Here is a 24,946-nt window from a genome sequence, read left to right on the forward strand (position 1 = left end):
AACCGGCTGGCTACTTGCGACGTTTGGCGTGAGTCGTCGGCTTGGCGGCCAGCGGGTCATCCGGCCAGACGTGTCTGGGGTAGCGTCCAGCCATCTCCTTCCTGACAGCCGGGTAGCTGCTCGTCCAGAAATTGGCCAGATCCTCGGTAATCTGCACGGGACGTCTGGCCGGTGACAGCAGTTCGACCTTGAGCGGAATACGTCCCTTGGCCACGGTCGGATTTTCGGCACAACCGAGCATCTCCTGCAGGCGTACCGACAATACCGGATTGCCCGCTTGCACATAGCTCAGACTGATCTTCGACCCGCTGGGTACCGTGTAGCGCCGTGGCAGCCATTCATCCATCATGACTTGCTGGGGATATTCCAGCAGACTGTGCAGAATTCTCGACAGGTCCAGCTGACGCAGTGACATCATGGTGCCCAGGCCCGTCAACCAGGGCAGCAGCCAGCTCTCCAGCTGCTGTAACAGTGATTCATCGTCCACGGCCGGAAATTCATTCACCGCTCCCGCAGGCCCGAGCTCACGCATGCGCAGCACCCGTGCCTGCCATTCCCGGCAGTCATCCGTCCACGGCAGGCAGTCCAGGCCCTGCGAACGGACCCCGGCCAGCAGGGCTGCCGCGCGGTCGTCGGGGCTGATTTGACTCATGGGACGTGAGTCGATCAGCAACTTGCCCAACATGATGCGGCGCTCGGCCAGGACTCGCTGTTGCCGCTCATCCCAGTCCAGATGCGATACGGACGCAAATAGTTCCGGGCAGCAACGCTGCAGTTCATCCATGTCCAGCGACACGGCCTTGAACACACGTGCCTGACTACCGGCGCCGCCCAGCTGCGCGACCACCAGCCAGTGACTGTGTGCCAGCGGATCCTCGCTGTCGATAACGGCGCCTGCGCCACAGGCCAGCAGCAGCCTGCCCGGTGTGCCAGGGCGACGTTGCGCGATCCAGTCCGGGTAGGCCTGCGCCAACAACACGGCCAACGAGGGTGCCGACGACGTCGCTGCGGTGCTCGACGGTGCCAGTCTCTGCACAAGCTGGCTCACCCGTCGCTGCTGCGTGGCAGACAGCCGGCGCTTGAGTACCGCTTCCAGATCCACACCGCTGGCACCACGCGGCGGCTCTTCCAGCCACACGGCCAGTCGACAGGCCTGCTCGAGTCCACCCGCTGACGCCGCCCACAACAGCATGTGTGCCAGGCGAGGATGCACTGGCAAGGCAACCGCAGCACGCCCCTGTGGTGTCAACTGGCCACTGTCCCAAAGCCCCAGGCTGACCAGCAGATCCTCGGCTCTGGACAGGGCCGCCGCCGGTGGTGGTTCCAGCCAGGGCAGCTCATCGGCAACCGCGGCACCCCACAATCCCAGTTCCAGCAACAGGGGCGCCAGGTCGGCCCGCAGGATTTCCGGTTGCCAGTGTTGGGCACGCCGAGCGTGTCCTTCTTCGCTCCACAGGCGGTAGCAGCAACCCGCCGTGGTCCGACCCGCACGCCCGGCTCGCTGCGTGGCACTGGCCTGACTGGCCATGACGGTTTCCAGACGCTGGGCGCCTGTGCTGCTGTCCAGACGACCGCGCCGCTCGAGCCCGGAATCCACGACAACCCGAACCCCGTCTATCGTGATGGAAGTCTCGGCCAGACTGGTCGCCAGAATGACCCGACGAACTCCCGCTGTCGCCGGTGCCGTGGCCTTGCGCTGCTCGCCCGCACTCACCCCACTGTGAAGACAATGCAGGACCGTCCCCTCGTCGAACCTGCCCTGCAGCAGATTGGCCGTGCGATTGATTTCCGCCACGCCGGGCAAGAAGGCCAGGACATCGCCCTCCTGTTCAGCCAGCGCACGCAGCACGGTACCGACGATACGCTGCGGCAATGGGTCACGCTGCTCCCCCACCCAGATGATGTCGACCGGGTGCTGGCGTACCGAGCAGTGAAACTGTCTGGCAGCTCCCAGATGCGTCTGGATGTCATCGGTCTGCAGAGTTGCCGACATCAAGAGCAGGCGCAGATCGTCACGCAGTGCCTGTTGCACTTCCAGGCACAGTGCCAGACCGACATCGGCGTGCAGACTGCGTTCGTGAAATTCATCGAAGATCACCAGGGCGATCCCGTCCAGCGACGGGTCTTCCTGCAGCAGGCGCGTCAATACACCCTCGGTCACCACCTCCAGCTGTGTCTGAGCAGACACACGCGTCTCGCCACGCATGCGCAGACCGATACGTTGCCCCAGCGGCTCACCCAGATGAAAAGCCAGACGCTCTGCCACCGAACGCGCCGCCAGGCGTCTGGGCTCCAGCAGAATGATCCTGCCACCCACCGCCCCCTGCAGCAGCAATGCCAGCGGCAGGCCGGTACTCTTGCCGGCGCCAGGTTCAGCGCGCAGCAGCACATTGCCAGTGGACAGAGCCTGCGCAACCTCATCGGCCAGTGCCAGAACCGGTAGCGAACTCAACGCACTGGGCAAGGTCTTGCTCATCGTGACAGGCGGTACCACAGCATGCCGACGTACTCGTGCACCGCCCAGTCCGCATCCGACAGGTGCAGGGAGTTGAATCGATACCAAGGCGCATCGACCACGCGGAAATCGGTCGGGGCCATGCTGTAGGCCACAGGCTGACCACTCAACAGCATGGCCGCCCTGGGCAGATGCATGGCACTGCTGACCACCACCAGACGACCACTCGCGGTGCCGTTGTGCTGCATCCACTGCAGAGCGGCCGCGATCTCATCGTCGGTATCGCGGGCCTCCTCGGAGAGAACCAGCCGCGATTCATCCATACCCAGAGCCAGCGCCATATTGCCCATGGTGCGTGCGTGCGAGAGCTCGCTACGGAATCTGGCACCGCTGGTCATCAACATCGCCTGCGGCCGGGTTTTCCACAATCGTACTGCTTCACTCAGTCGCGACAGAGCGGACGCCATCAGTATGCTGTTGGGCGGTCGATCCGGTACCCAGTGATGACCGGAGCCTAGCACCAGAACCAGTTCGGTATCCTCGGGCAGGCTCTGCATGACCGGATACCGGTTTTCCAGCGACCCCAGAATGGTATTGGACACCGGCGCCGAGGACAGTGCCAGCAGCGACAGGGTGATCAGCAGTATGCCCAGGCGAGCCAGGCGTGGCCACCGTCCCAGCAATGCCACGCCGATCAACAGGGCCACGAAGGCGCCGGGAATGATGTGTACGACATTGCTGAGGACCTTCTTCAGCAGAAAGGCATCCATGGTGAATCCGGACTGGCTGGCGGTAAGGGCGTGATTGTACGGCAATCATCAACGCCTGGAATCCCGACAGACGATGCCTGTCAGCCGTGCACAGGCACTGCGGCTGCCTGCCTGCCGCCTGCGCTCCGGCGGCGTCTGCCGGCCTGTGTCACGAACTCTTCCCCGGTACACTATCCTGACGGTGCAGTCAGGCAGGCTGCCCCCTTTGTGGCTCGCTGACACAGAACCACAGCCAGCTGGATTTCCTTGAGAACAGATACGAGAGCAATCAGACCATGCGAATTCTCTTCACGGGCGGTGCCGGCAAGGCCGGACGCCATGTCGTACCCTACCTGATGAACAATGGCCACCGAGTCGTCAATGTCGACAAGGTCGCGCTGGAGCTGCCCGGTGTTGACAATCTGATTGCGGATATCACGGACTCGGGACAGATGTTCAATGCCATGTCCGCCTACGCCAACTTCGACGAACTGGAGCCTGGCACCGGCGTACCGGTTTACGATGCCGTGGTCCACTTTGCCGCAGTACCACGCATTCTGATCAACCCGGACAACGAGACCTTCCGGGTCAACACCATGGGAACCTACAACGTCATCGAGGCCGCGGTGAAGATGGGTATTCGCAAGATCATCATTGCCTCATCGGAGACTACCTATGGCGTCTGCTTTGCCGATGGCCGAGCGGATCCTCATTGCCTGCCGCTCGACGAAGACTACGACGTCAACCCCATGGACAGCTATGGCCTGTCGAAAGTCCTGAACGAGCAGACTGCCCGTGCCTTCCAGCGTCGCTCAGGTGCCGATATCTATGCACTGCGCATCAGCAATGTGATGGAGCCGCATGATTACGCCCGCTTTGCCGATTTTCTGCAAGACCCCGGGCAGCGTCGCCGCAGCTTCTTCGGCTACATCGATGCTCGTGACCTGGGGCAGATCGTGAACCGTTGTCTGCAGGCCGACGGACTCGGCTATCAGGTGTTCAATGCCGGGAATGACACCAATGTGGCAAACCAGTCCGCCGCTGAACTGGCCGCCGAGTATTTTCCCGGGGTAGCACTCACGCGAGAGCTGGTCGGTCATGAAGCCCTGTTCTCGAACAGGAAGATTCGTGACGTATTGGGATTCGTCGAGGAACACAACTGGCGACAATATGTGACCTCCTGATCGCCCCCTGTCACGCGGTGCTCGGTGGGCCATTCACAAGCTGCCCGAACTCCCTCCCGGAACCTCGGGATCCGTTGCTGCAAGCCGGGCCGGGATTCGCTTTCCCGGCCCAACTTGATCATCCGTTGACCACTTGTCGATGCAGCTCGAGCATCTCTCTTCCCGTCTGCTCGCACAGCGCCAGCAGCGACGACAGCTGAGTCTCGCTCACTTCGTCATTGGCCAGTATCAGACGAATGCCGTATCGCCCCTTGTATTGTGCGTAGTCCACATAGGGGCCGCCATTGTTCATCATCTGCTTGCAGATGGCGATGTTCAGCTGCCGCAGCTCGTCTTCGTCGGTCAGCTGCGCCGGATGATAGCGGAACAGCACATTCACATAGGCAGCCGGTGCCAGCATCTCCAGCGATTCGCTGTCCTCGATCAGGTTCACGCAGGTGGTTTTCAGCGCTTGCAGATCATCGATCTTGGCGGCAAAGCCCTGATTGCCCATGGCCTTCCAGCTCAACCAGACTTTCAGGGAATCGGCGCGTCTTCCGCACTGGATCGAGCGCTCACCCAGGTTGTAGTCTGCATTCTCGTCGGCATGAAACAGGTACTCGCCACCTCCACCGGAACAACAGGATTTCAGGGCCCCCGGCTGCTTCACCAGAATCACGGCGGCAGTCAGCGGCACATTCATCATCTTGTGCGCATCCCAGGCGAAGGAATCGGCCAGATGACTATCGGCCAGCAGATGCCGGTGCTCCTCCGAAAACAGCACCGGGGCGCCCCATGCACCATCGATGTGCAGCCAGATACCGTGCTGGCGGGCAATCCTGCTGCAATCGGCGACGGAATCGAATGCGCCCGTTACCGTGGTGCCTGCCGTGATGCCGATATAGAACGGCACATGCCCCTTTGCCAGACTGCTGTCGATTTCCCTCTGCAAAGCCACCGGGCAGATACGACCGGTATCATCGGAGGCAACGGCCACCAGATTATCGGTACCGATGCCCAGCACATTGGCGGCCTTCTGTCCGGAGTAATGCGCTTGGTCGGAAACGTAGGCCACCAGTGTACGACCACCGGCCCCTCGGGTCTTGTAATCCGGGCAGGCATGATGGCGTGCCAGCATCATGCCGATCAGGTTTGCCTGGCTACCACCGGCCACCATGACGCCTTCCGGCTGATTGCCATCACGATCGAAACCGACCAGTGCATTCCATTGACGGATGAGCTCGAGCTCCATCAGAGTCGGCACAGGACCCACCTGATAGGTATGCATGGTGGCGTTGCTCAGGCTGGTGATCCAGTCACCCAGCAAGGCCGGCTTGTTCTGCCCCGAATACAGCAATTTGTGGAAATCGCTCTTGTAGACCGCCGGGTTGTAATGCAGATAGGCCTTCAGGGCTTCCTCCAGGCTCTGCTGATCGGCACCTTCCTTGCCGAGGCTGACATCCAGTATCCGTTCGAGTTCCGCCGCTGACGGTGCCTGGGAAACCGGACGTTCTGCAGGCATCCATTCGTTCACGGCTCGTGTCAGGATATCCAGCTGATCTTGCATGGTATTGGCCTCTGTCGACCTGTTGTCTGAAGATGTCGCAGTATAGGGATGCGTATCGGTCGACGGCCAATGCTGATTTATTGGGTATCAGTTACTTTTGGGCATGACGTGAACCGTCTACCCCACGGTCGACAGGTTCTGGTTGTACATGTCCTGCAGATAATCCCAGAATTGCCTGGCCGATTGACTGCGTGGCTGACGCAGACGATACAGGCTCACCGCCAGATGCACCCGGGGAAACGCCTCATCCAGCACGACCAGGTCACCACGATCCAGCTCTCGACGAACCAGGCTGCGTGGCAGCCAGGCCATGCCATAGCCTTCGAGCACCAGCGCTTTCAAGGCCTCCGACAGCGCATTTTCACAGGCCACTTCAACCCTCTGATGCTCGTTCAGCAATGGCAGACAGTCACGCTGCAGAATCTGCCCGAAGAAGCTCTCTGCCGGATGCGCCAGCAGCTTCAGTGGATCACCGGCCGAACCGGCCGAACCGGCCGAACCGGCAAAGCGAGGCTGCCCCCCGGCAGTCAGCGCTGACACCGGGATGAACTGATCCACCCCGACCTGCAGGCTTTCAACGTCATCCCGCTGTAGCCGGGAGGCGATGTCTGCCGAGCCATAGCACAGCAGGAAATCCCCATCGCCAGCCAGAAAATTCTCGATATTGTCAGGCAGATGGCCGGTTTCCACCTTGAGCAGAGCCCCACCTGAGAGGGCCTCGAGTGTCTGCATCCAGCCTGGAAAGAACGACACGGCCAAGGCCTGCTGGGAGATGATGACCAACTGCGCGCGCGCGGCATTGATATCCTGCATCTGATGGCGCACCGCCAGGATCTGGCCGGACAACAGACGCGCCTGCTCCGCGAAGGCCTGGCCGGCCGGCGTCAGCGCCGTGGGAAATTGCTTGCGATCAACCAGACTGACGCCCAGCCAGTCTTCCAGCGAGCGAATGCGTCGACTGAATGCCGGTTGCGTGACGAAGCGTGCTTCGGCCGCCTTCGAGAAACTCCCGAGATCAACCAGCGCAATATAGTCATCCAGCCATTTCAGTTCCATCGTTTACCTGTCACTCATCTGCATCAGCGGCGCTGCAGCCATCGCCTCGGCTCAGCCTATACCGAAAAGTAACCGGTCGCATCGGAAATGGCATTGGTCAACGGAACCCGGTGGCTTCTATGATCGGCGTCACGCTCGAACCACCGGACTGCGGAGATTCAAGCTTGCGGCCCGCAGGGTCTGATGGCGAAACCGGCACCAATCCACCGCCTGAAACAACCTGCGCCACCCTCCTTCTTCAAGGTGAACTCATGGAATACCTGAAAAAATCCAATGCCCCTGTTGCCGCCAATGATGAGCGAATACAGGACACCGTCAAGACCATGCTGGCGCGCATCGAGGCCGATGGAGAAAGCGCGGTTCGTGACTATGCCGCGCAATTCGACAACTGGCAGGGGGACTTCATTCTCGACGACGCGAAACGCGCAGAACTGATTGCCCGGGTGCCGGAGCAGACCCGTGAGGATATCCGGTTTGCCTATCAGCAGATCAAGACCTTTGCCGAGGCACAACGCGCCAGTCTGACCGAATTCGAGATCGAATCGGCACCGGGTGTCAGACTCGGTCAGAAAGTGATTCCCGTGAATTGCGCGGGCTGCTATGTGCCTGGCGGTCGCTATTCACATGCGGCCTCGGCGCTGATGAGCATTGCCACCGCCAAGGTGGCCGGCGTGGAAACCATCATCGCCTGCTCACCTCCGAAGGATGGCCACATCCATCCGGCCATCGTCTTTGCCATGGATCTTGCCGGTGCTGACATCATTCTGGAAATGGGCGGTGTTCACGCGGTCGCCACCATGGCCAAGGGTCTGTTCACCGGCGTTGCCGCCGACATACTCGTCGGCCCTGGCAACGGTTACGTGGCAGAAGCCAAGCGACTGTTGTTCGGTGAAGTCGGTATCGATGTCTTTGCCGGTCCCACCGAGTCAGCCATCATTGCCGATGACAGTGCCGATCCCATGACCATTGCGGTGGATCTCGTGTCACAGGCGGAGCATGGCTATGACTCGCCGGTCTGGCTGTTCACCACCAGTCGTCGCATTGGCGAGATGGTCGCCGAGCTGATGCCGAAGGTCGCCGCCGATATGCCCAACCGCGACGTGGTGCAATCAGCCTGGGATGTACACGGGGAGATCATCCTGTGTGACAGCCGTGAAGAGTGCGTACGCGTCAGTGACGAGTATGCTTCGGAACACTTGCAGGTACTCACAGAGGACACCGATTGGTGGCGCGACAATCTCAAGAACTACGGTTCACTGTTTCTTGGCGAAGGCGCTACCGTGACTCACGGTGACAAATGCTCCGGCACCAATCACATTCTGCCGACGCGACGCGTGGCTCGCTACAGCGGTGGTCTCAACGTGCACAAGTTCCTCAAGATTCTCACCTATCAGGAAATCAGCGAGGAGGCCAATCTGGAGTTCAGTGCCGTGGGCTCGCGTATTTCACGCGTCGAAGGCATGGAAGGCCATGCCCGCGCCTGTGACTGGCGACTGCGGAAGTATTTTCCCGAAAGGCAGTGGGACTTTCAGGTGTACGATCAGACGCGTTACGAGTAGCGAGCGGGAGTACGAACAGACGTCATGAAATCATTCAGCAAGTCCTTTACCCAACAGGAAGCCATCCCGGAAGCCGGCATCGATGCCGCCATCGAAGTCATGCGTTCGGGGCGGTTGCACAGGTACAACACCTTGCCCGATGAAAAAGGCGAAACCGATCTGCTGGAGATCGAGTTCGCGACCTACCTGGGTGTGCCGTATTGCCTGGCATGCTCTTCCGGTGGCTATGCCTTGCATGTGGCCATGCAGGCGGCCGGCGTGCAACGCGGTGACCAGGTCCTGTGCAATGCCTTCACCCTGGCACCGGTACCCGGTGCCATTCACAACAGTGGCGCCGTGCCCGTCCTTGTCGATGTTGCCGAGGATTACTGCATCGACCTGAACGATCTGGAGGCCAAGGCTGCCAGTAGCGGTGCCCGCTTCTTCATGTTGTCACACATGCGAGGGCACATTGCCGATATGGAACGGATCATGGACATCTGCCAACGTCACCAGCTGTTTCTGATCGAGGACTGTGCACATACCATGGGGGCCAGCTGGAACGGCACCAAAAGCGGCACCTTCGGTGATATTGCCTGCTTCAGCGCACAGACCTACAAGCACATCAATTCCGGTGAGGGAGGGTTTCTGACGACACGCCACGCCGATGTCATGGCGCGCGCCATCATGCACAGTGGCTCCTACATGCTGTTCGACCGGCACCACGCGGCACCACCCGCCGAGACTTTCGATCAGATCCGCTACGAGACACCCAACTACAGCGGGCGCATGGACAATCTGCGGGCCGCCATTCTGCGTCCCCAGTTGGTGGATCTCGACCGGCAGTGCCAACGCTGGAACGAGCGCTATCGCATACTGGAAACGGAACTGGGCAAAAGCTCGCTCATTCAGGTTCCGGAGCGACCCGATGCCGAGGAATTCGTCGCCAGTTCCATCCAGTTCTCATTGCCCGGCCAGAGTGCCGAACAGCTACAGCAGGTGGTGCGACGCTGTGCAGACCAGGGTGTGGCTCTGAAGTGGTTTGGTGGCGCAGAGCCGGAAGGTTATACCAGTCGCTATGACAGCTGGCGCTATATCGCCGATATGCCACAGCTTCCCAGAACCGAGGCCATTCTCTCGACCTTGCTGGACATGCGAATTCCCCTGACCTTCACCACGGACGATTGCCGGCTGATCGGGGAAGTCATTGTCGAGGTGATCGAATCCCTGCAGAAGAACGGGTAAGCGGAGCGCCTGCTGTGTAAACTCGCAACGATCGTGCGCGATGGCATCGATCGTTGCTATGCTGTGGGCTCGAATTCACCTGCGTTGAAGCCTTCCAACATGCGCCTGATCAATACCATCGCTGCCAGCTTCACTCGACCGATTGTCGCTGCCACCCTGTTGAGCACGGCCGTTCTGACGTCAGCGACTCAGGCTGACGAGGTCGGCGACGTGAATGTGGACTGGATGGGGGGTGACATCAAGATAGAAGCTGTCGAGGACCCCAAGGTCAAGGGTGTCACCTGCCATATTTCCTATTTCGACCGGGGTCTGATCGATCGGGTAAGAAATGGTGAGATATTCAGCGACCCGTCCAACTCCTCGATCGCCTGTCGGCAAACCGGTCCCATCGTCATCGGGGACATCGACAGGGACGAAGGCGGGGAGAACGTCTTCTCCAAGCGCACCTCACTGGTCTGGAAGTCACTGCAGGTCACACGCATCTATGACGAAGAGCGGCAGACGCTGATCTACCTGTCACACGCCAGCCAGGTGAAGGATGGCTCTGCCAAGATGGCCCTCTCGACGGTCCCCCTGTTCGGTCAGGACGTGACCTGGGAGGACTGACAGACCCTGTGACCTGACACCACCACGAAGCGGGGTGGTGCAGGCACGATGAACGATATGCCGCGCAGACAGGCGTGGACACACTACATGACCAGCTCGGTATCGTTCCAGACTGCCACCCAGCCAAACCAGAACGCCCTGTGTGCCGGCAAGCGAACCAGAGGCGGCTGCCCTGCCAGTTGCAAGGCATCTTCACTCAACCGCCAGACGCGCCCCTGATCGTCCGTCACTGATTCCTGACCATCATATTCCACCAGCGTGACATTCCCGGGGTCATAGACGCGGTTGGCTCCGCTGCCGTCCGTCAGCACCACCAGCCCCTGACCACCCAGCTCGTGGTGATACACCGGATTTTCACTCAGAAAATCCGCGCTGATCGCCAACCTCTTGTCCGTCTTGTCGGGAAACTGCAAGGCCAGTATCTCTGCCTTGTTTCTCAATCGATCGTCGCGGTGGGCTACGGTGAACATCAGTCTATCGGTCGCGAAATAGTCTTCATAGGCCGCCCCTTCACGATAGTCGCGGCGATGGCCCGTATCGAGCGAGAGTACTGTGGTATCCGGATGCCGGCGACGCCACTCACCCCAGGTAGTGGTCACGACGTAGCTGCGTTCGAGCTGAATACCCTTGCCGACCAGAGGCCCCGACACCGGTTGCCCCCAGGTGGTATTCCACAACGACTGGGTGGCCTTGTCGTACATGACCTTGTTGGATCGGTAGAGAAAGCCACTTGTGCCCAGTTCATGATGGACACCCTTGTGCACGGTCTCGTACAGGATCACGGCTCCGCACAAGGTACAGTAGACTCCGGCGTAGTCGATTCCACCAATGGTATCGGTGAACATCTCATGCCATGCCAGAATCCGCTTCGGATAGGCTCGTGCATCACCGTTGATCTCGATACCGAACACCACATTGTCATCATCCAGATAGTCGGCATCGCTCGCATCGATCATCAAGGGAGAACGCAGCGGAGGAATACCATCCTGTCTCACACCGCCCCAGCGCACTTCATCGAGCCGGATCGTGCTCTTGCGCTCATTGCTGAAATAGCCTGCAAACAGCGGATCCAGATTACGGTACAGCATCGATTTGAAATCGGCATAGTGTGGATGAGCCTGCTCCTCTCGCTTCCAGAGCCACACATACCAGCTGTCCAGATCCCGTCCGAAACGCTGGCCTGTCTTGTCCTCCAGAAGCTCCACCAGTCCCGCGCTGACGCCTCCATGACGACTGAATCGCAAGGATTCCAGCGCCATCGGAACCATGCCGGGGTGCCAGCGGCTACGCAATGCCTGCAGATCCTCCTGCACGTCACCTGATTCACCTGTCACCAGTCCGACGAAAATTCCGGGAATCTCGGCATCAGCCGGCCCCGGGGTCAATGCTTCCTTGTCGAGGGAATCGCTGTCACCCAGCCGGGAGGCGGAGACCCGCCGCTCATCAGATGGCTTGGTCAGAGCGTGCACCTGGCCAGTGACTGCACCAAACAGAAGCACCACATACAATACAGGTACGGTACATCGGCAGAGATGATGCAGGCTCACGAAACGGGGGGCAGGAATATACGATGACGACATGACTCTCGTTCGGGGGTGATTGTCCTTGTTCGAGATGCAGACGCCGGTTTGAGTTCCCTGATTCGCGTCATCAGTCGCGACCTCCGAGGACTCGGAAGAGTCAATCTTCAGTGCAAGGCAGATACTCAACGCCATGAGGCATGAACCCACGACTGGCATTCACCTTTGGCCGAGCGACGCTCTGCTTGCGCCATACTCTGACACGTCGCACAGTTTGCATTGCCTATCCGGGAATGCCATTACCAGTGGATAGCGGGGTCACCACTGAAAGTGCAGACATCAGATATGACGCAGGATGCATGACGCTTCAGGCTTCAGGCTTCAGGCTTCCGGCTTCCGACTTCCGACTTCCGACTTCCGACTTCCGACTTCCGACTTCCGACTTCCAGCTTTAGACTTCCGACTCCGACTCCGACTCCGACTCCGACTCCGACTCCGACTCCTGACTCCTGACTCCTGACTCCTGACTCCGGGTTTCAGGCCGCGGAACGCAGATGCTCTTCCCGGCTGCGGTCATCCGGTATGCTCGACGGTTTGGCGAGGTGATAGCCTTGTGCAAAATCGACTCCCAGATCGCGCAGGATTTGCAATGAGCGTTCGTTTTCAACGAACTCCGCCACGACCTTCTTGTCCATGGCCTGTCCGATCGAGCCGATTGCCCTGACGAACTCCCGATGCACGAAGTTGGTATCCACATCCCTGACAAATTGTCCGTCGATCTTGATGTAGTCCACCGGCAAGGATTCCAGATAACCGAACGAAGAGAATCCGCTACCAAAATCATCCAGCGCCAGCTGGTAGCCCATGCTCTTCAACCTCATCAGGAATTCACGCGCGCGGTGATCGGCCACGGCGGTTTCCGTCAACTCAAAGCAGATACACTGCGGATCGAACCTGGCTTGCGTTGTCAGTTCCTCGATGAAATTCAGAAACTCGAGATCACTCACGGAAAGGCCTGACAAATTGACATTCAGGCAATCCAGCTCGAAATCATCGAGCGAATGATGATTGAGCCAGTCGAAAGCCTGCTGCACGACCCAGCGATCGATTCGGGGTGCCAGTCCATAACGCTCTGCAACCTCGAGAAACTGTCCCGGTGCTACCAGAGAACCCTCTTCATCGCTCATGCGAACCAGAATCTCCCAGCCATGGGAACGAACCCCTTGCTCGCAGATTTCGACAATGGGCTGATGGAAGAGCACGAACCGATCCTCCTTCAATGCCTGCTGTACGGCACTGATCCAGAAGAGATCCGATTTTCGCGAGGCGATGATGCTGTCATCACCATCATGAAAGTGAACGCGTCCACCGCCGCTGTTCTTCGCTTCATAGCAGGCCGCATCGGCAATGGCCATGACCGACTGCTTCGAATGCCCTGCAGCAGAGAAATGCAGAGCGCCAAAGCTGCCGCTGATCTCGAAGCTGTGTTGATCGTACTGAAAGCGAAACGGCGACAGCTGGCTGGCGATGACCAGAATACCCTGTCTGAATTCTTCCGCATCACAATTCGGCCAGACAAGAACGAACTCGTCACCGCCAAAGCGCGCCACCTGCCCATGACCATCGAATTCCTTGAGAAACAAGCGGGAAATTTCCTGTATCAGGCGATCCCCCGCCGCATGTCCACCGGTATCGTTGACGACCTTGAACATGTCCAGGTCGACGAAACACAGACCATGCGTCTGCGTGCTCTCCAGAAAGAGCCTCTCCAGCAGAACCTCGAAGCCATGCCGGTTCAACAGTCCCGTCAATGAATCATGGCTGGCCGCTCTCTTCAGCTCCATGGTCAACTCTTCGGACTCCGAGATCTTCGACAAGAGCTTTCTGTTGACACTCTCCAGAGACCGCGACGCACGATTCTTGATCGCGACATACGAGTAGATTGCCACGACCAGAATGAAGATGACCAGGCACAGACCGATGTAGGCAATGCGCAAACGGGTATTGAGCATCTCGGTCAGGTGATTCTGCGTGAACTGCAACAATCGGCTGCGCTCGAACAGAGCCGTTTCCAACTCGACAACCTTGTCACCCAAGGGACGAAGTGCCTTCATTATCTGCTCATGGGCATCACGATCCCCCGGTGCAAGCGTCATCACGACGGGCTCCAGCCTCTCCAGAGTTGCAATACCATTGTCATTGAGAACATCAACGATTGCATTGACACGCTCTTCGACATCCTCCGGAGAACTGGCGATTCGGGACAGCAACTCCATGGTTCTGGCATCGGAGTTCGTGAAAAACGAATTCATCGCCGTATAGCGACTCCAATACACATCGAATCGATCGATCACCTGCTTCAACGCCAGGGGGTCATCGGAAGCCTGATTGATGTAGCTATCCAGCTCGATCACGAACCGCAGGTGTTCGCGAACCAGAGCCGTTGCCTTCCAGTTCCACTCCTGCTGGGATACAGACAGGACGCTCAGCCAGTTTCTGACTGACACCTGAGTGTTCTGATAGGTGATCACGATGAGCACCAGACCCGTCACACAGGCGAGCGTGAAGCCCCGAAGTCGCCACCCCGTGAACATGAAAACCTACTCGAATTCCAGGGTCTGCAACTGCCAGACCATTCGGTGGTTCAGTATCGTCTGAATCTCGTCTGGTCGATCGTAGGGCACGTACATCAACCACAGGGGCCCCTGGTCACGCAATCGCAACCGTTTTCCGTCACGACTGGTTGCCAACAGCGTAGCGTAATCCGCCAGATCCTCGAAAGGGATACTCACCGAGTAGTCGTTCACCGCGGTCACCCTGATTCGCTTGCCGCTTGCCCCCACAAGCTCCAGCAGCTTGTGAGCCCTGATCCCTTCGAACACCGCTCCGGCGGGTGTCCACTCCGTATCGATCTGCTCGGATACCAGTCCCAGATCGGCCAGCATGGCGTAATCGAAACGGGCCTGTCCGGGTGCATTGGTATGAGCAATGCTTCCCTTGACCACCAGGATGACCTCTCCTTCCGGCTGTGCCAGCTCTCCTGCCGAGACCGTGGCTGCGCAGAATGACAGGATACCGATGGCGAGTCGCAGGGCAGAAACGATACCGCGCAGATATTCACGTGTGTATTTCATAGGGGATTGGGTCTGGACGTCAAACAGGCAGTCAGCGGATTCTCTTCCTTTCTGCTCTAGCGACCTGTACACACTGATGCTTGAACCATCGGCACTATTGCCGCTGCCGGCGAGAGCGCAGATCAGGTGCGGAATCCTTTCGAATCTGCGCACACTCTCACAGATGCATTTCAAACACTGACAACGCTGGCGCGAGCCCTCGGTTTCCACGACTACGCGGACGTGGCAAACTATGCTCAGGTCTGTGAAGATGCTGTTGCGCAGACTGAGAATACCCACCGTCCATCCGCTCAGTCACGGCACACCCTGCTTGCATGATTGCAGCTGCGTTACTGCAACATGATTCCCGCCTGACTTGTCTGGAACAGTTCCAACGGAGACCCAACTACGTGCGTTTTGCTTCTTTTTCTAGAACGGTCTGTGACGCCTCGCAAGTTTCGATTCTCTTCGCTGCATCAAGCCTGTTACATATTGCATATGGTCAGGACGAACTCGACCTGTTCGATGAAGAGATGCCCATTGTTCTGTCGGCTTCGCGACTGATTCAACCACTGTCCCGTTCTCCAGCTTCCATCACGGTCATTGATGCTGAGATGATCAGACTCAGTGGCGCCAGAACCATTGTCGATATATTGCGTCTTGTTCCCGGCTTTCAGGTTGGACGGCTGGTCAACGGCAACCCGATAGCTACCTACAATGGCACCTCGGAACGGTACAATCCGCGCCTGCAGCTCATCGTCGATGGCCGCCCTACCTATGTGCCGCTGTATGGCGGAATTCCGTGGAGTGAATTGCCAGTCGCGCTGACCGACATCGATCGCGTGGAAGTTACCCGGGCACCCAATGCAGCCACGTTCGGTCCCAATTCGTTCGCGGCAGTGGTCAGTATCATCACACGAGCCCCAGCCGCCCGATCAGGCTGGTTTGCCAATACCGAAGCCGGTGGCAATGAGTTCCGCACCGGAACCCTGACCTACCATGGCGCGCGCCAGAATTCCCATTACCGAGTCACGCTGCAGAGTGAGCGCGATGAAGGATTCTCGAACATTCCTGACAGGGAGCGCAGCAAGCTGGCCTCTATCAGATCGCATTGGCAGATAAATCCGGTTGACCGTCTGGCGATTGATGTGGGTGGCGTGCACGGCGGTCATACCGAGCTGGACACTGTCGTCAGGGAAAACGATCTTGTCGGTTATACGGACACGACCAATGCCTACACCCAGCTAGTCTGGGAACGCGCCAGAGCTGCGGATGACTCTCTCAGATTGCAGTATTATTACAATTACTTCGACATCAGGGACGACACAACCACCACGTTCGATCTGCCGGATGTCACGGGAAATCCACAGCACGCGGGACTGACCATCGACGCCCCGGTCAATCGCGACTCGCGTTCAACGCGACATGAGCTGGAAGTCCAGAGAACGAAACGACTGCAGGACAATCACCGAATCGTGTTCGGCGGCGCGCTCAGACAGGATTCCGTCAAGGGACGATTCCTGTTCAATGACCTGATGACCCGATATGTCGCGACACAGCGGATTTTCGCGCACTCGGAATACAACATCAATCCGGACTGGCTGTTCAATTCCGGAGTGATGGTGGAAAACAACTCGCTCAGCGATGTGTCCACGTCACCGCGTCTGAGTCTGACCTACCGCCATGCGCCAGGTCATCACTTTCGACTGGGCTATTCTCGCGGCACCCGAACGCCTCTACTGCTGGAGGAAGAAGGGGAGGTTACGCTGGAGTATGTCATCAGCAACGGCGATATCGTCACCGATCAGTTCATCGTCAACAATGGCAACATCAAGCGCGAGACGATTGATGTCATCGATATCGGCTATTACCATACCAACCCGGAACGGAACCTCAGCATCGATGCCAAGTTGTCTTATCACGACATGAAAAAACTGATTGGCACACAACTGCTGGATGAAACCGATGGTGATACCTTCGACCAGACAGCCCGGTCCTACCGCAACCGTTTCAATTACAGTTTCAGTTCGCTGGAGCTGCAGATCGATCACAAGCCAACGGAGCACAGCCAGTTCCGGGTGGCCTACGCCTATACATTCGACGAAGATCCGACTTTAGGGCCACGTGGCCTGCTGCCAAAGAATACACTGACATTGTTCGGCGGCGTCAGCTTGCGCAATGATATTTCGCTCAGTAGCGAGTTCTATTACACAAGCCACTGGATTTGGGACGATGTCAGAGACAAGTCCACGCTCAATCGACTCGACCTGAGAGTGGAAAAACGCTTGAGACTGGCCAATCTGAAGGCGTCGTTTGCATTGCAAGCCGAACTGGATCTGGGCGGCACTGTTGATTACCTGGAAAGAAACAAGATAGAAGATCTGTACTTCGCCAGACTCAATATCGAATTGCCGTAGCACATTCACGACAATCACCGGCGTGAAACCATGAGTGGCAAGTCTCTCACATCGTTGACTCTCTACTGTCTGGGTCTTCTGTGCCTGCTACAAAGCATTTCCGTTCATGGTTCCGCTTCAGCGAACGTCCTGATGGCCGCCACCGAGAGCAGCGCCACGGTGATCGCTTCGCCGCCGAGCGCCGAGAAGCAGAAGGTTCTGCTGATACTGGGCTTGAGGGAGGAAGCCAACCTGCTGGTCAGGATATCGGTATTCGAGGAACTGGGTGAAATGGAGGTGGAGTCGGTATATACCGATGTTGCCGCATCTGCCGACTATCAATGGCCGGAGGCGGACGTCTATCTGGCAACAGGAACGTCGGGCTGTCGTATCGCACTGGAAGCACTCGAGAACCGCAGAATACTGTGCACGCTGCTTACTGAAGAAGGGTTTCTGGGTCTGCAGGCCGACAGGTTCGAACAAGAGCAACTATCCGTGCTGGTCATCGATCAACCGGTCATCCGCCAGGCCAGAGTCGCCCACCGGATCTACCCTTCCCTTGCACGATTCTCGGTTTTCTCCAGCTCAGGCTTCTTCAACGATGAGCGCGAGAATGCCCTGGCTGTCGACGGATTCCCGTTCAATGTGTCAGTCTCTCTCCCCTCTCAACTGAGCGATGCACTGAGCTCACATGACGCGCTGATTGCCACATCGGACAACAGTATCTTCAACGCGTCAACATTGTCTACCGTGTTGTTGACGGCCTATGGATACCACAAGCCCGTCATTGGCTTCAGTCGTGGCTATGTCAAGGCCGGGGCTCTGATGAGCACCTACTCGACGCCTTCCCAGATTCTGCGTGAAGTTGCACAGAGGTTGACTTCGCCATCGGTGCCAACCGAGAAGGCGCCAACCATCAGTTATCCGAGGTATTTCTCGGTCACCGTCAATACCAGCGTAGCCAGATCACTGGGCCTCATTCGCAACAAGCATTACGACGATGGGCAGACCCTGATCGATGAGGACTTCACACCATGAAGAATCTGTCCTTTTCAGCGCGCCTGCTACTGCTCGCCTTCGTCCCCGCCTTGCTGGTCGGTGTCCTGATGAACCTCTATTTCATTGTTCACAGTGTCCGTCACAGTGAATTCACGGAACTGCAGCGCGCCCAGACACTGGTCCGTGGCCTGTCGCGTGCTACCGAGTTCGGCGTGGCTACCGACAATCAGGTCATTCTGGAAGACGCCGCCCAACCGATTCTGGATGTGCCATCCATCTACGCTGTCCGATACTTCGGCGGTGACAATGAACTGATACTGCTTGTCAGCGACCCGGAACACAAGATTGCCGACATCAGCTCATTTGCAACCTACGCCCGCTATCTCCTCTCCCGACAGCCGTTGATCAGCCAGGTAGAGTCGAGTATTCAGCGTACCGATCTGACACTTTACGAAGATCCCTTGTTCGCCCCTCTGGATAACACGCCGTCCCCGGTGAAGAGTAACCCCATCGGGCGGATCGAGCTGGATGTCGACCTGTCACTGGCCTACAAACAGCAATACGACGCCATCAAGCAGGCGTTTCTCTTTGTTGCGCTGGTGCTGGCCATTACGCTTGCAGCCGTTTACAGGCTGGCCCAATCCGTCATCGTGCCGGTTCGCTCCCTGACGTCTTCCGTTCGTTCACTGGCAAGAAACGACTATGTCCAAGTACCCTCTGTGGGCATCGGTGGTGAACTCGACGAACTGGCACGCGGAATCAATTTTCTATCCAGCGAGCTGCAGAGTTTCCACGCCCAGCAAAGCGAGGCAATCCGTCTCGCAACGATGGATCTGCAGAGAACCCTGACCCTGCTCGAAACGAAGAATGCCGAACTGGATCAGGCACGACAAAGCGCAGAAACCGCCAGTGCGTTCAAGTCGCAGTTTGTTGCCAACGTCAGCCATGAGATCAGAACGCCACTGAACGCCATCATCGGTACCCTGTCGGTCATGAACAAGACCGGACTGGATATCACACAGATTGACCAGTTTGGCATGATCGAGGAATCGGCGAATACCTTGCTCTATCTGATCGAGGACATCCTCGATATATCCAAGATCGAGTCGGGCAACCTGGTGGTCGAGTCCATCAGTTGCAACCTGGAGAACATACTGGCCGAACTGAACAGCAATGCGGCTCTGCAGGCGGTGGAACGGGGTATCGAGTTGTACGTGTCCCCCCTTCCGGACCTTTCACTTCGCCACATCCAGACCGACCCGGTTCGACTCAAACAGGTGCTGTCCAATCTGTTATCCAACGCCATCAAGTTCACACACGCTGGACACGTTGCTCTGATATCCGAAGTTCTCGAAAGACAGACCGGTCAGCTGACCGTCCGCTTCACGGTTCAGGACACCGGCATCGGTATACCCGAGGACAAGCAGAAAACGCTGTTTTCGGCGTTCACCCAGGCAGACATGTCCACTACTCGACGCTACGGCGGCACAGGGCTCGGACTGTACATATCGCGCGGCATCGTCAGTCTTCTGGGAGGCTCTCTCCAACTGAACAGCATCGACGGGCAAGGTACCTGTCTGGAGCTGATATTGCCTCTGAAGGTCATCGGCACCCGGGAACAGCAAGAGCCTGTGATCGCAGCACTCGACTCACGGGTATCGTATTTCGACGACTACCTGGCTCTGCGCGAGGAGAATCTGCAATTGCTCGGCCGGGTGATGACAGACGCTCTGGATGCCAGCGAAAAAGGGGTGGAAGGACCCCTGTGCGTGATCAGTATTCCCAACAACCGACTGACCAATCGCTGGGCAGGGCCCGAGGCCCTGGAGGAGGTCACCACCGAGGACCGGTATGCCGCCTGCCGGACACGCATTGCCTGGATCAGTCAGATCAATCCACTGACTCGTCATCGCCTGCAACAGGCCGGTTACGCTGGCTACATCGTCAAGACACCCTCCCTGATCCAGCTCAAGCGTCACGTGCAACTCGCATTGAGTGGACAGTGCTTCAGCAGGCCTCACAGCGGTTCACAGGTAGATGACAGGCCCGGCCTTGAATTACCCTCTCTGACGGTTCTCGCCGTGGACGATCAGAGGATCAACATCGACCTGCTGATGCAGTATTTCGACTTCATGGACATCCGTGGCATCTATGCCTCGACAGGCAGGGAGGCTCTGAATTACATCGAAACCGAAACCATCGACCTGATACTTCTCGACCTGCACATGCCCGAACAGGACGGGTTTCAGGTTGCCGAGAGCATTCGATCAAGCGGCAGCATCAACGCACAGGTGCCGATCATCGCCATGACGGCAGACGCCTATCAGAGTACTCGGGAACGCGCATTGTCGTCAGGGTTCGATGACATTCTGACCAAGCCGGCTACGGTGCAGCAGGTCAGGGATACCATACTGCAGTGGGCCCGAACCGGCTCGATGCCCGAAGAAAGCCTGCGCGACAATCTGATTGACGTCAAGGCCTGCGCTGATGCTGTCCGAGGTAATGAAGAATGGGCCAGGAATGCTCTACAGACCTACGCCAGCGAAATACCCGGACATATCGGCAATCTGCGTGAAGCCCTGAGCACAAGAGATGGCGCATCACTGTTCGAAGTGGCACATGCCATCAAGGGCGTCTCCAGACTCTTTCAGATTCACCCGATAGCCAACGCGGCCGAGGCACTTGAACAGAAATGCAAGAGTGACAACTGGGCCAGCATTTCGGATCATGTCACTGAGCTTGAGCGCCTGTTACAGCAGGCCGAACTGGAGTGCAATGAACTGCACGCCTGACCGATATGCCCGGGGAAGATGCGCTAATCGAGCCTGAAGCCGACCTTCAGTTCCACTTGATAATGCGCAACCTTGCCGTCCTCGATATGCCCTCGAATCTGCGTGACTTCAAACCAGTTCAGATTGTTGACTGTACTCGATGCGCGTTCCACCGCATTGCTGATTGCCCCTTCCACGGATTCCGTGGAACTGCCGACCAGATCGATTTTCTTGTAAACGTGATTGTCGCTCATGCTTTCATCCTGTGTCTTGTCTTGTTGAATGGTCCCGCCAGATGATGCCGCACCGCCCGGAATGATCCTGCTACGAAATTCGGGACAGACAACACCCTTGATACAGGCAGCCAACCGCGAAACTGCGTCCTTCCACTCGTCAAACTACTGCACTCGAATGGCTTTGGCAATGCTAATACCCCAGAGAACCATGGCATATCCGCTTGTAATTCGTACGCAGTGACAATGCAACTCGCTGTCTACTGAGCACCCATCTGCCGGATGGGGCGACGCTCGGCCTTTTCAGATTCGAGCCAGAGTCTCGAGCAATGTGGCCAGATTCACCGGTTTCAACAGATGGGCATCGAAGACGGCATGATCGACGCTTCGTTCATCGACCGCAGCTCCGGATACGCAGATCAGACGGGTATCGGTCAGCTCCTGATGCGCTCGGAACTCCCGGGCCAGGGAAATACCATCGGTACCGGGCAGGCCGATGTCCAACAGGATGACGTCGGGCAAGGTCGTCACGGCAAGAGCACGCGCTTCATCGGCACTGCCTGCCTCTGTCACGGTATAGCCGTTTCTGCCAAGCAACCGGGCTATCGCCTGCCGTGTTCCATCATGATCCTCCACGACCAGAACGTGGCCACTACCGTCGGTTGCAGGCGCCAGGTCAGCCCTCGATGTACTTGCGTCTCGCTGTGACTGTGCGTCGTCCGATGAAACCACGGACTGATCCGTGTTTGCCGAGGTTCCATCGACTCGGGCACCATCGTCGTTCGAGTTGTCCCAGATCACCTGACCTTTCTGCAAATGCAACGACAGGGATCTGAGCAACTCGGCACGCTTGATGGGCTTGCTCAGATAATCGCTGCATCCCGCATCCGAGCAGCGTTTGCGTGCATTCCCAAGAACCGCCGCCGTCAAGGCAATGATCACACCGGAATAGCCGGCTGCACGGATCCCCTGTGCAGTCTGATAGCCATCCAGTCCAGGCATCTGCATGTCAAGCAGGATGACATCGAATACTCCGGTTGCAGCGCCACCGTCCTCGTCAGCCCCCTGCTCATGACGGTTATCGACTGCCGCAGTGGCAGCATCATTCTTCCCCGATTGCAGTCTGTCAATTGCAGCCTGCCCATTGGAAAATGACTCGACCGTGGCACCGGCACTCTCCAGATGATGGTGCAGCATGACCCGTATATCCGGCCGATCATCGACCACCATGATGTGCGCTCGAATCGTCCTGATCCGGTCAGTGGTGTCGACCGGCTTGTCCGATGATGATTGCAAGGTCGTCAGGGAACCCAGACTCGCCGCGTCCAGCGCGATCTCCACCGAAAAGGTACTGCCCTTGTATCGCTCGCTCTTGACCGAAATATCACCACCAAGCAGATTCGCCAGTCGCCGACTGATCGCCAACCCCAGCCCGGTACCCTCGTAGCGACGCGCGTCGGAGTTGTCGGCCTGTGAAAACGGTTCGAACAGTGACGCCTGCTGCTGCGGTGTGAGGCCGATCCCGGTATCGATGACATCGAACACGAGCCTTGCATCAGGCTTGGCGATGAAGCTGATACGCAGACAGACCCTTCCCTGATCTTCCTCTTCACCGGGATCGGTGAACTTGATGGCATTGCTCAACAGATTGATCAGGATCTGCCTGAGGCGAACCGGATCGGTCAGAATGGTTTCCGGTGTCGGGCTTGCGTATTCCACGAGCAACTGCAAGCGAGCATCCATCGCTCGCTGGTGCATCAGTGAGGTGACATCCTCGACGATGCCATGCAGACCTACCGGCTCCTGCCGCACATTCAGTTGACCCGCCTCGATCTTTGCCAGATCCAGAAAGTCATTCAACAGGGACTGCAGATGATCAACATTGCGGCGAATCGTTTCGACAGCCTGCAAATCGTCGGGGTCAGCGAGGCTACCGTCGAGAATCTCGGTAAAACCCAGGATGGCCGACAGGGGGGTACGAATCTCGTGACTCATATTGGCCAGAAATTCGCTCTTCGCCCGGTTGGAGGCATCCGCCGCAGCCCTTGCCTGCTCCGCCACGACGCGTGATTCCTCGATGGATTCTTCGAAGCGCTTGCGCTCCGTAATATCGCTGAACATCAGCGCTACCTGACGCAGCTTTGCCTCACCGAAGCGAAAGGCGTGCACATCGAACCAGCGCCCCATGCTCGGCGACTCTTCGACAAAGTACTTCGTCTCCCCGGTTTCTGCGACTTCCGCGTAATAATCCACCCAGTGTCTCTCCAGGTCGGGTACCAGCGTCATGGCGGTTTTCCCCACTGCGTCGTGCAGACCGGTATGCTGGCCGAATTCCGGGTTGGTTTCCAGGAAGCGATAATCGAAGGGTTCTCCCTGTTCGTCATACAGCATCTCGAACACACAGAAGCCCGAGTCCAGAGAATTGAACAGGGTTCTGTAGCGCGACTCGCTTTCCAGCAAGCGTTGCTCGACCATTTTGCGTTCGGTCACATCGGTGAGCACGCCAACAAAATGTCCTGGCTGCCCCAGTGCATTGGGAATCGGCGCGATCCGCAATTCATTCCAGAAATATTCGCCATCCTTGCGACGGTTGCGCAGCACGACCAGGCATTCGCTCCCTGTTCGGAGAGCTTCCCGGATCTCGCTGACTCTCTGTGGGTCAGTCTGTTCATCCTGCAGGAAACGACAATCACGTCCGAGCACTTCTTCGGCTTCGTAGCCCGTGATTTGCGTGAAGGCCTTGTTTGAAAACACGATTGGCGCATCGGAGGGATTGCCGACACTGGCATCGGCAATCAGAATGCCGTTTCCCACGGCTTCCATGGCCTGATTACGCAGGATCAGGTCTTGCTGAATCTGGCTCGCCGAGGTGACTTCTTCGGCCACGATATTGATGCCGATCACCTCCCCATCATCATTGCGGATCGGGAGCCAGTTTTCCACCCAGTATCCATCGAAGCCCAGACCCGGAGCCTGTGCCCAGCCGACTTCCACCCCCAGTCGGGCCTCTCCACTATCGAGTACCTGGCGTAGTTCGGGCTCCAGCTGATCCGCCAGGTGGGGCAATGTCTGCCGAATTCCCCGGCCCAGGTGCGCACCCACCGAACGCCCATTCCGCACAGCCAGCCGCTGATTGATACGGGTCCAGCACAGATCTCGATCCAGCACACCCAGCCCTACCGGCGCGTGCGTATAGATATTGTCTATTTCCTGGTATCGCTGTCCAGCGGTACTCTGTTCTTCCATTGCATTCTCGATCTCAGGTGGTGCTGGCACTGACGATTCGGTTCCCGGGTCCGCTTGGGCGACAGTCGAACGCTGCCCAGAGTCATTGTACGGCCTGATGCTGCAATGTCATTATCGAATGACCGATTCATGACAGAAATCCGACGTGACTGCAATGCATCGACAGGAATCAGTTAACGATGCCGCGCCTACCGCATGCTAAATGCCGCAGGAAATCATCAACCCTCTACCCACGGGAACCTTTACCCGCCGATTTCAGCACGCAAAAGGACGACGGTTGTCGAAACAC

At 57.9% G+C, this 24,946-nt stretch carries 16 protein-coding genes; 7 read left to right on the forward strand and 9 right to left on the reverse strand.

Annotated elements, in window-relative coordinates:
- Nucleotides 1-10: 10 nt before the first annotated feature.
- Entirely contained in the window at nucleotides 11-2,476 is a 2,466-nt protein-coding gene (gene hrpB / locus ACUNV4_RS22490; protein ID WP_430880877.1) for an ATP-dependent helicase HrpB, read from the reverse strand.
- Nucleotides 2,473-3,270 carry a YdcF family protein gene (locus ACUNV4_RS22495; protein ID WP_430880878.1) on the reverse strand — a complete coding sequence of 266 codons (798 nt, stop codon included), beginning with the start codon at nucleotides 3,268-3,270 and terminating at the stop codon, nucleotides 2,473-2,475. The genes hrpB and ACUNV4_RS22495 overlap by 4 nt, the downstream gene beginning before the upstream one ends.
- A gap of 230 nt (nucleotides 3,271-3,500) precedes the next feature.
- On the opposite strand from ACUNV4_RS22495, the gene ACUNV4_RS22500 reads away from it, so the two are divergent.
- A complete protein-coding gene (locus ACUNV4_RS22500) occupies nucleotides 3,501-4,388 on the forward strand; it encodes an NAD-dependent epimerase/dehydratase family protein (RefSeq protein WP_430880879.1) in 888 nt (295 codons plus the stop codon).
- A gap of 118 nt (nucleotides 4,389-4,506) precedes the next feature.
- Here ACUNV4_RS22500 and ACUNV4_RS22505 read toward each other — a convergent pair whose 3' ends face one another.
- Nucleotides 4,507-5,934, reverse strand: coding sequence for a pyridoxal phosphate-dependent decarboxylase family protein (locus tag ACUNV4_RS22505; RefSeq protein WP_430880880.1), 1,428 nt, complete (start codon nucleotides 5,932-5,934; stop codon nucleotides 4,507-4,509).
- 117 nt (nucleotides 5,935-6,051) lie between these two features.
- Complete coding sequence (locus tag ACUNV4_RS22510) at nucleotides 6,052-6,990, reverse strand: LysR family transcriptional regulator (protein ID WP_430880881.1); 939 nt, start codon at nucleotides 6,988-6,990, stop codon at nucleotides 6,052-6,054.
- A 251-nt stretch (nucleotides 6,991-7,241) separates the two neighbouring features.
- Here ACUNV4_RS22510 and hisD point away from each other — a divergent pair, with 251 nt between their 5' ends.
- From hisD to ACUNV4_RS22525, 3 genes are all read left to right on the forward strand, one after another.
- Nucleotides 7,242-8,549, forward strand: a complete 1,308-nt coding sequence (hisD, locus tag ACUNV4_RS22515) for a histidinol dehydrogenase (protein WP_430880882.1) — start codon at nucleotides 7,242-7,244, stop codon at nucleotides 8,547-8,549.
- A 24-nt stretch (nucleotides 8,550-8,573) separates the two neighbouring features.
- The gene (locus ACUNV4_RS22520) at nucleotides 8,574-9,773 is read left to right on the forward strand and encodes a DegT/DnrJ/EryC1/StrS family aminotransferase (RefSeq protein WP_430880883.1); all 1,200 of its coding nucleotides are present in this window, start codon (nucleotides 8,574-8,576) and stop codon (nucleotides 9,771-9,773) included.
- Between the two features lie 99 nt (nucleotides 9,774-9,872).
- Nucleotides 9,873-10,379, forward strand: a complete 507-nt coding sequence (locus ACUNV4_RS22525) for a CreA family protein (protein ID WP_430880884.1) — start codon at nucleotides 9,873-9,875, stop codon at nucleotides 10,377-10,379.
- Nucleotides 10,380-10,462: 83 nt separating this feature from the next.
- Here ACUNV4_RS22525 and ACUNV4_RS22530 read toward each other — a convergent pair whose 3' ends face one another.
- From ACUNV4_RS22530 to ACUNV4_RS22540, 3 genes are all read right to left on the reverse strand, one after another.
- On the reverse strand, nucleotides 10,463-11,959 hold the full coding sequence (locus tag ACUNV4_RS22530; RefSeq protein WP_430880885.1) for a DUF3179 domain-containing protein: 1,497 nt from the start codon (nucleotides 11,957-11,959) through the stop codon (nucleotides 10,463-10,465).
- Between the two features lie 476 nt (nucleotides 11,960-12,435).
- Entirely contained in the window at nucleotides 12,436-14,493 is a 2,058-nt protein-coding gene (locus tag ACUNV4_RS22535) for a putative bifunctional diguanylate cyclase/phosphodiesterase (RefSeq protein ID WP_430880886.1), read from the reverse strand.
- Between the two features lie 6 nt (nucleotides 14,494-14,499).
- Nucleotides 14,500-15,033: a molybdopterin-dependent oxidoreductase gene (locus ACUNV4_RS22540; RefSeq protein WP_430880887.1), complete on the reverse strand. Its 534-nt coding sequence runs from the start codon at nucleotides 15,031-15,033 to the stop codon at nucleotides 14,500-14,502.
- Between the two features lie 512 nt (nucleotides 15,034-15,545).
- Here ACUNV4_RS22540 and ACUNV4_RS22545 point away from each other — a divergent pair.
- Genes ACUNV4_RS22545 through ACUNV4_RS22555 form a run of 3 tightly spaced genes read left to right on the forward strand, consistent with a single transcriptional unit; the run spans nucleotide 15,546 to nucleotide 21,199 of the window.
- Nucleotides 15,546-17,429: a TonB-dependent receptor plug domain-containing protein gene (locus ACUNV4_RS22545; protein WP_430880888.1), complete on the forward strand. Its 1,884-nt coding sequence runs from the start codon at nucleotides 15,546-15,548 to the stop codon at nucleotides 17,427-17,429.
- A 30-nt stretch (nucleotides 17,430-17,459) separates the two neighbouring features.
- The gene (locus tag ACUNV4_RS22550) at nucleotides 17,460-18,446 is read left to right on the forward strand and encodes a hypothetical protein (RefSeq protein WP_430880889.1); all 987 of its coding nucleotides are present in this window, start codon (nucleotides 17,460-17,462) and stop codon (nucleotides 18,444-18,446) included.
- Entirely contained in the window at nucleotides 18,443-21,199 is a 2,757-nt protein-coding gene (locus ACUNV4_RS22555; protein ID WP_430880890.1) for an ATP-binding protein, read from the forward strand. The genes ACUNV4_RS22550 and ACUNV4_RS22555 overlap by 4 nt, the downstream gene beginning before the upstream one ends.
- Nucleotides 21,200-21,222: 23 nt before the next feature.
- Here the strand turns inward: ACUNV4_RS22555 and ACUNV4_RS22560 are convergent, their stop codons facing one another.
- Both ACUNV4_RS22560 and ACUNV4_RS22565 read right to left on the reverse strand, forming a co-directional pair.
- Entirely contained in the window at nucleotides 21,223-21,432 is a 210-nt protein-coding gene (locus tag ACUNV4_RS22560; RefSeq protein WP_430880891.1) for a dodecin, read from the reverse strand.
- A gap of 282 nt (nucleotides 21,433-21,714) precedes the next feature.
- The gene (locus ACUNV4_RS22565) at nucleotides 21,715-24,687 is read right to left on the reverse strand and encodes a PAS domain-containing hybrid sensor histidine kinase/response regulator (RefSeq protein ID WP_430880892.1); all 2,973 of its coding nucleotides are present in this window, start codon (nucleotides 24,685-24,687) and stop codon (nucleotides 21,715-21,717) included.
- Nucleotides 24,688-24,946 lie beyond the last annotated feature (259 nt).

The sequence above is a fragment of the Granulosicoccus sp. 3-233 genome, assembly GCF_052681095.1.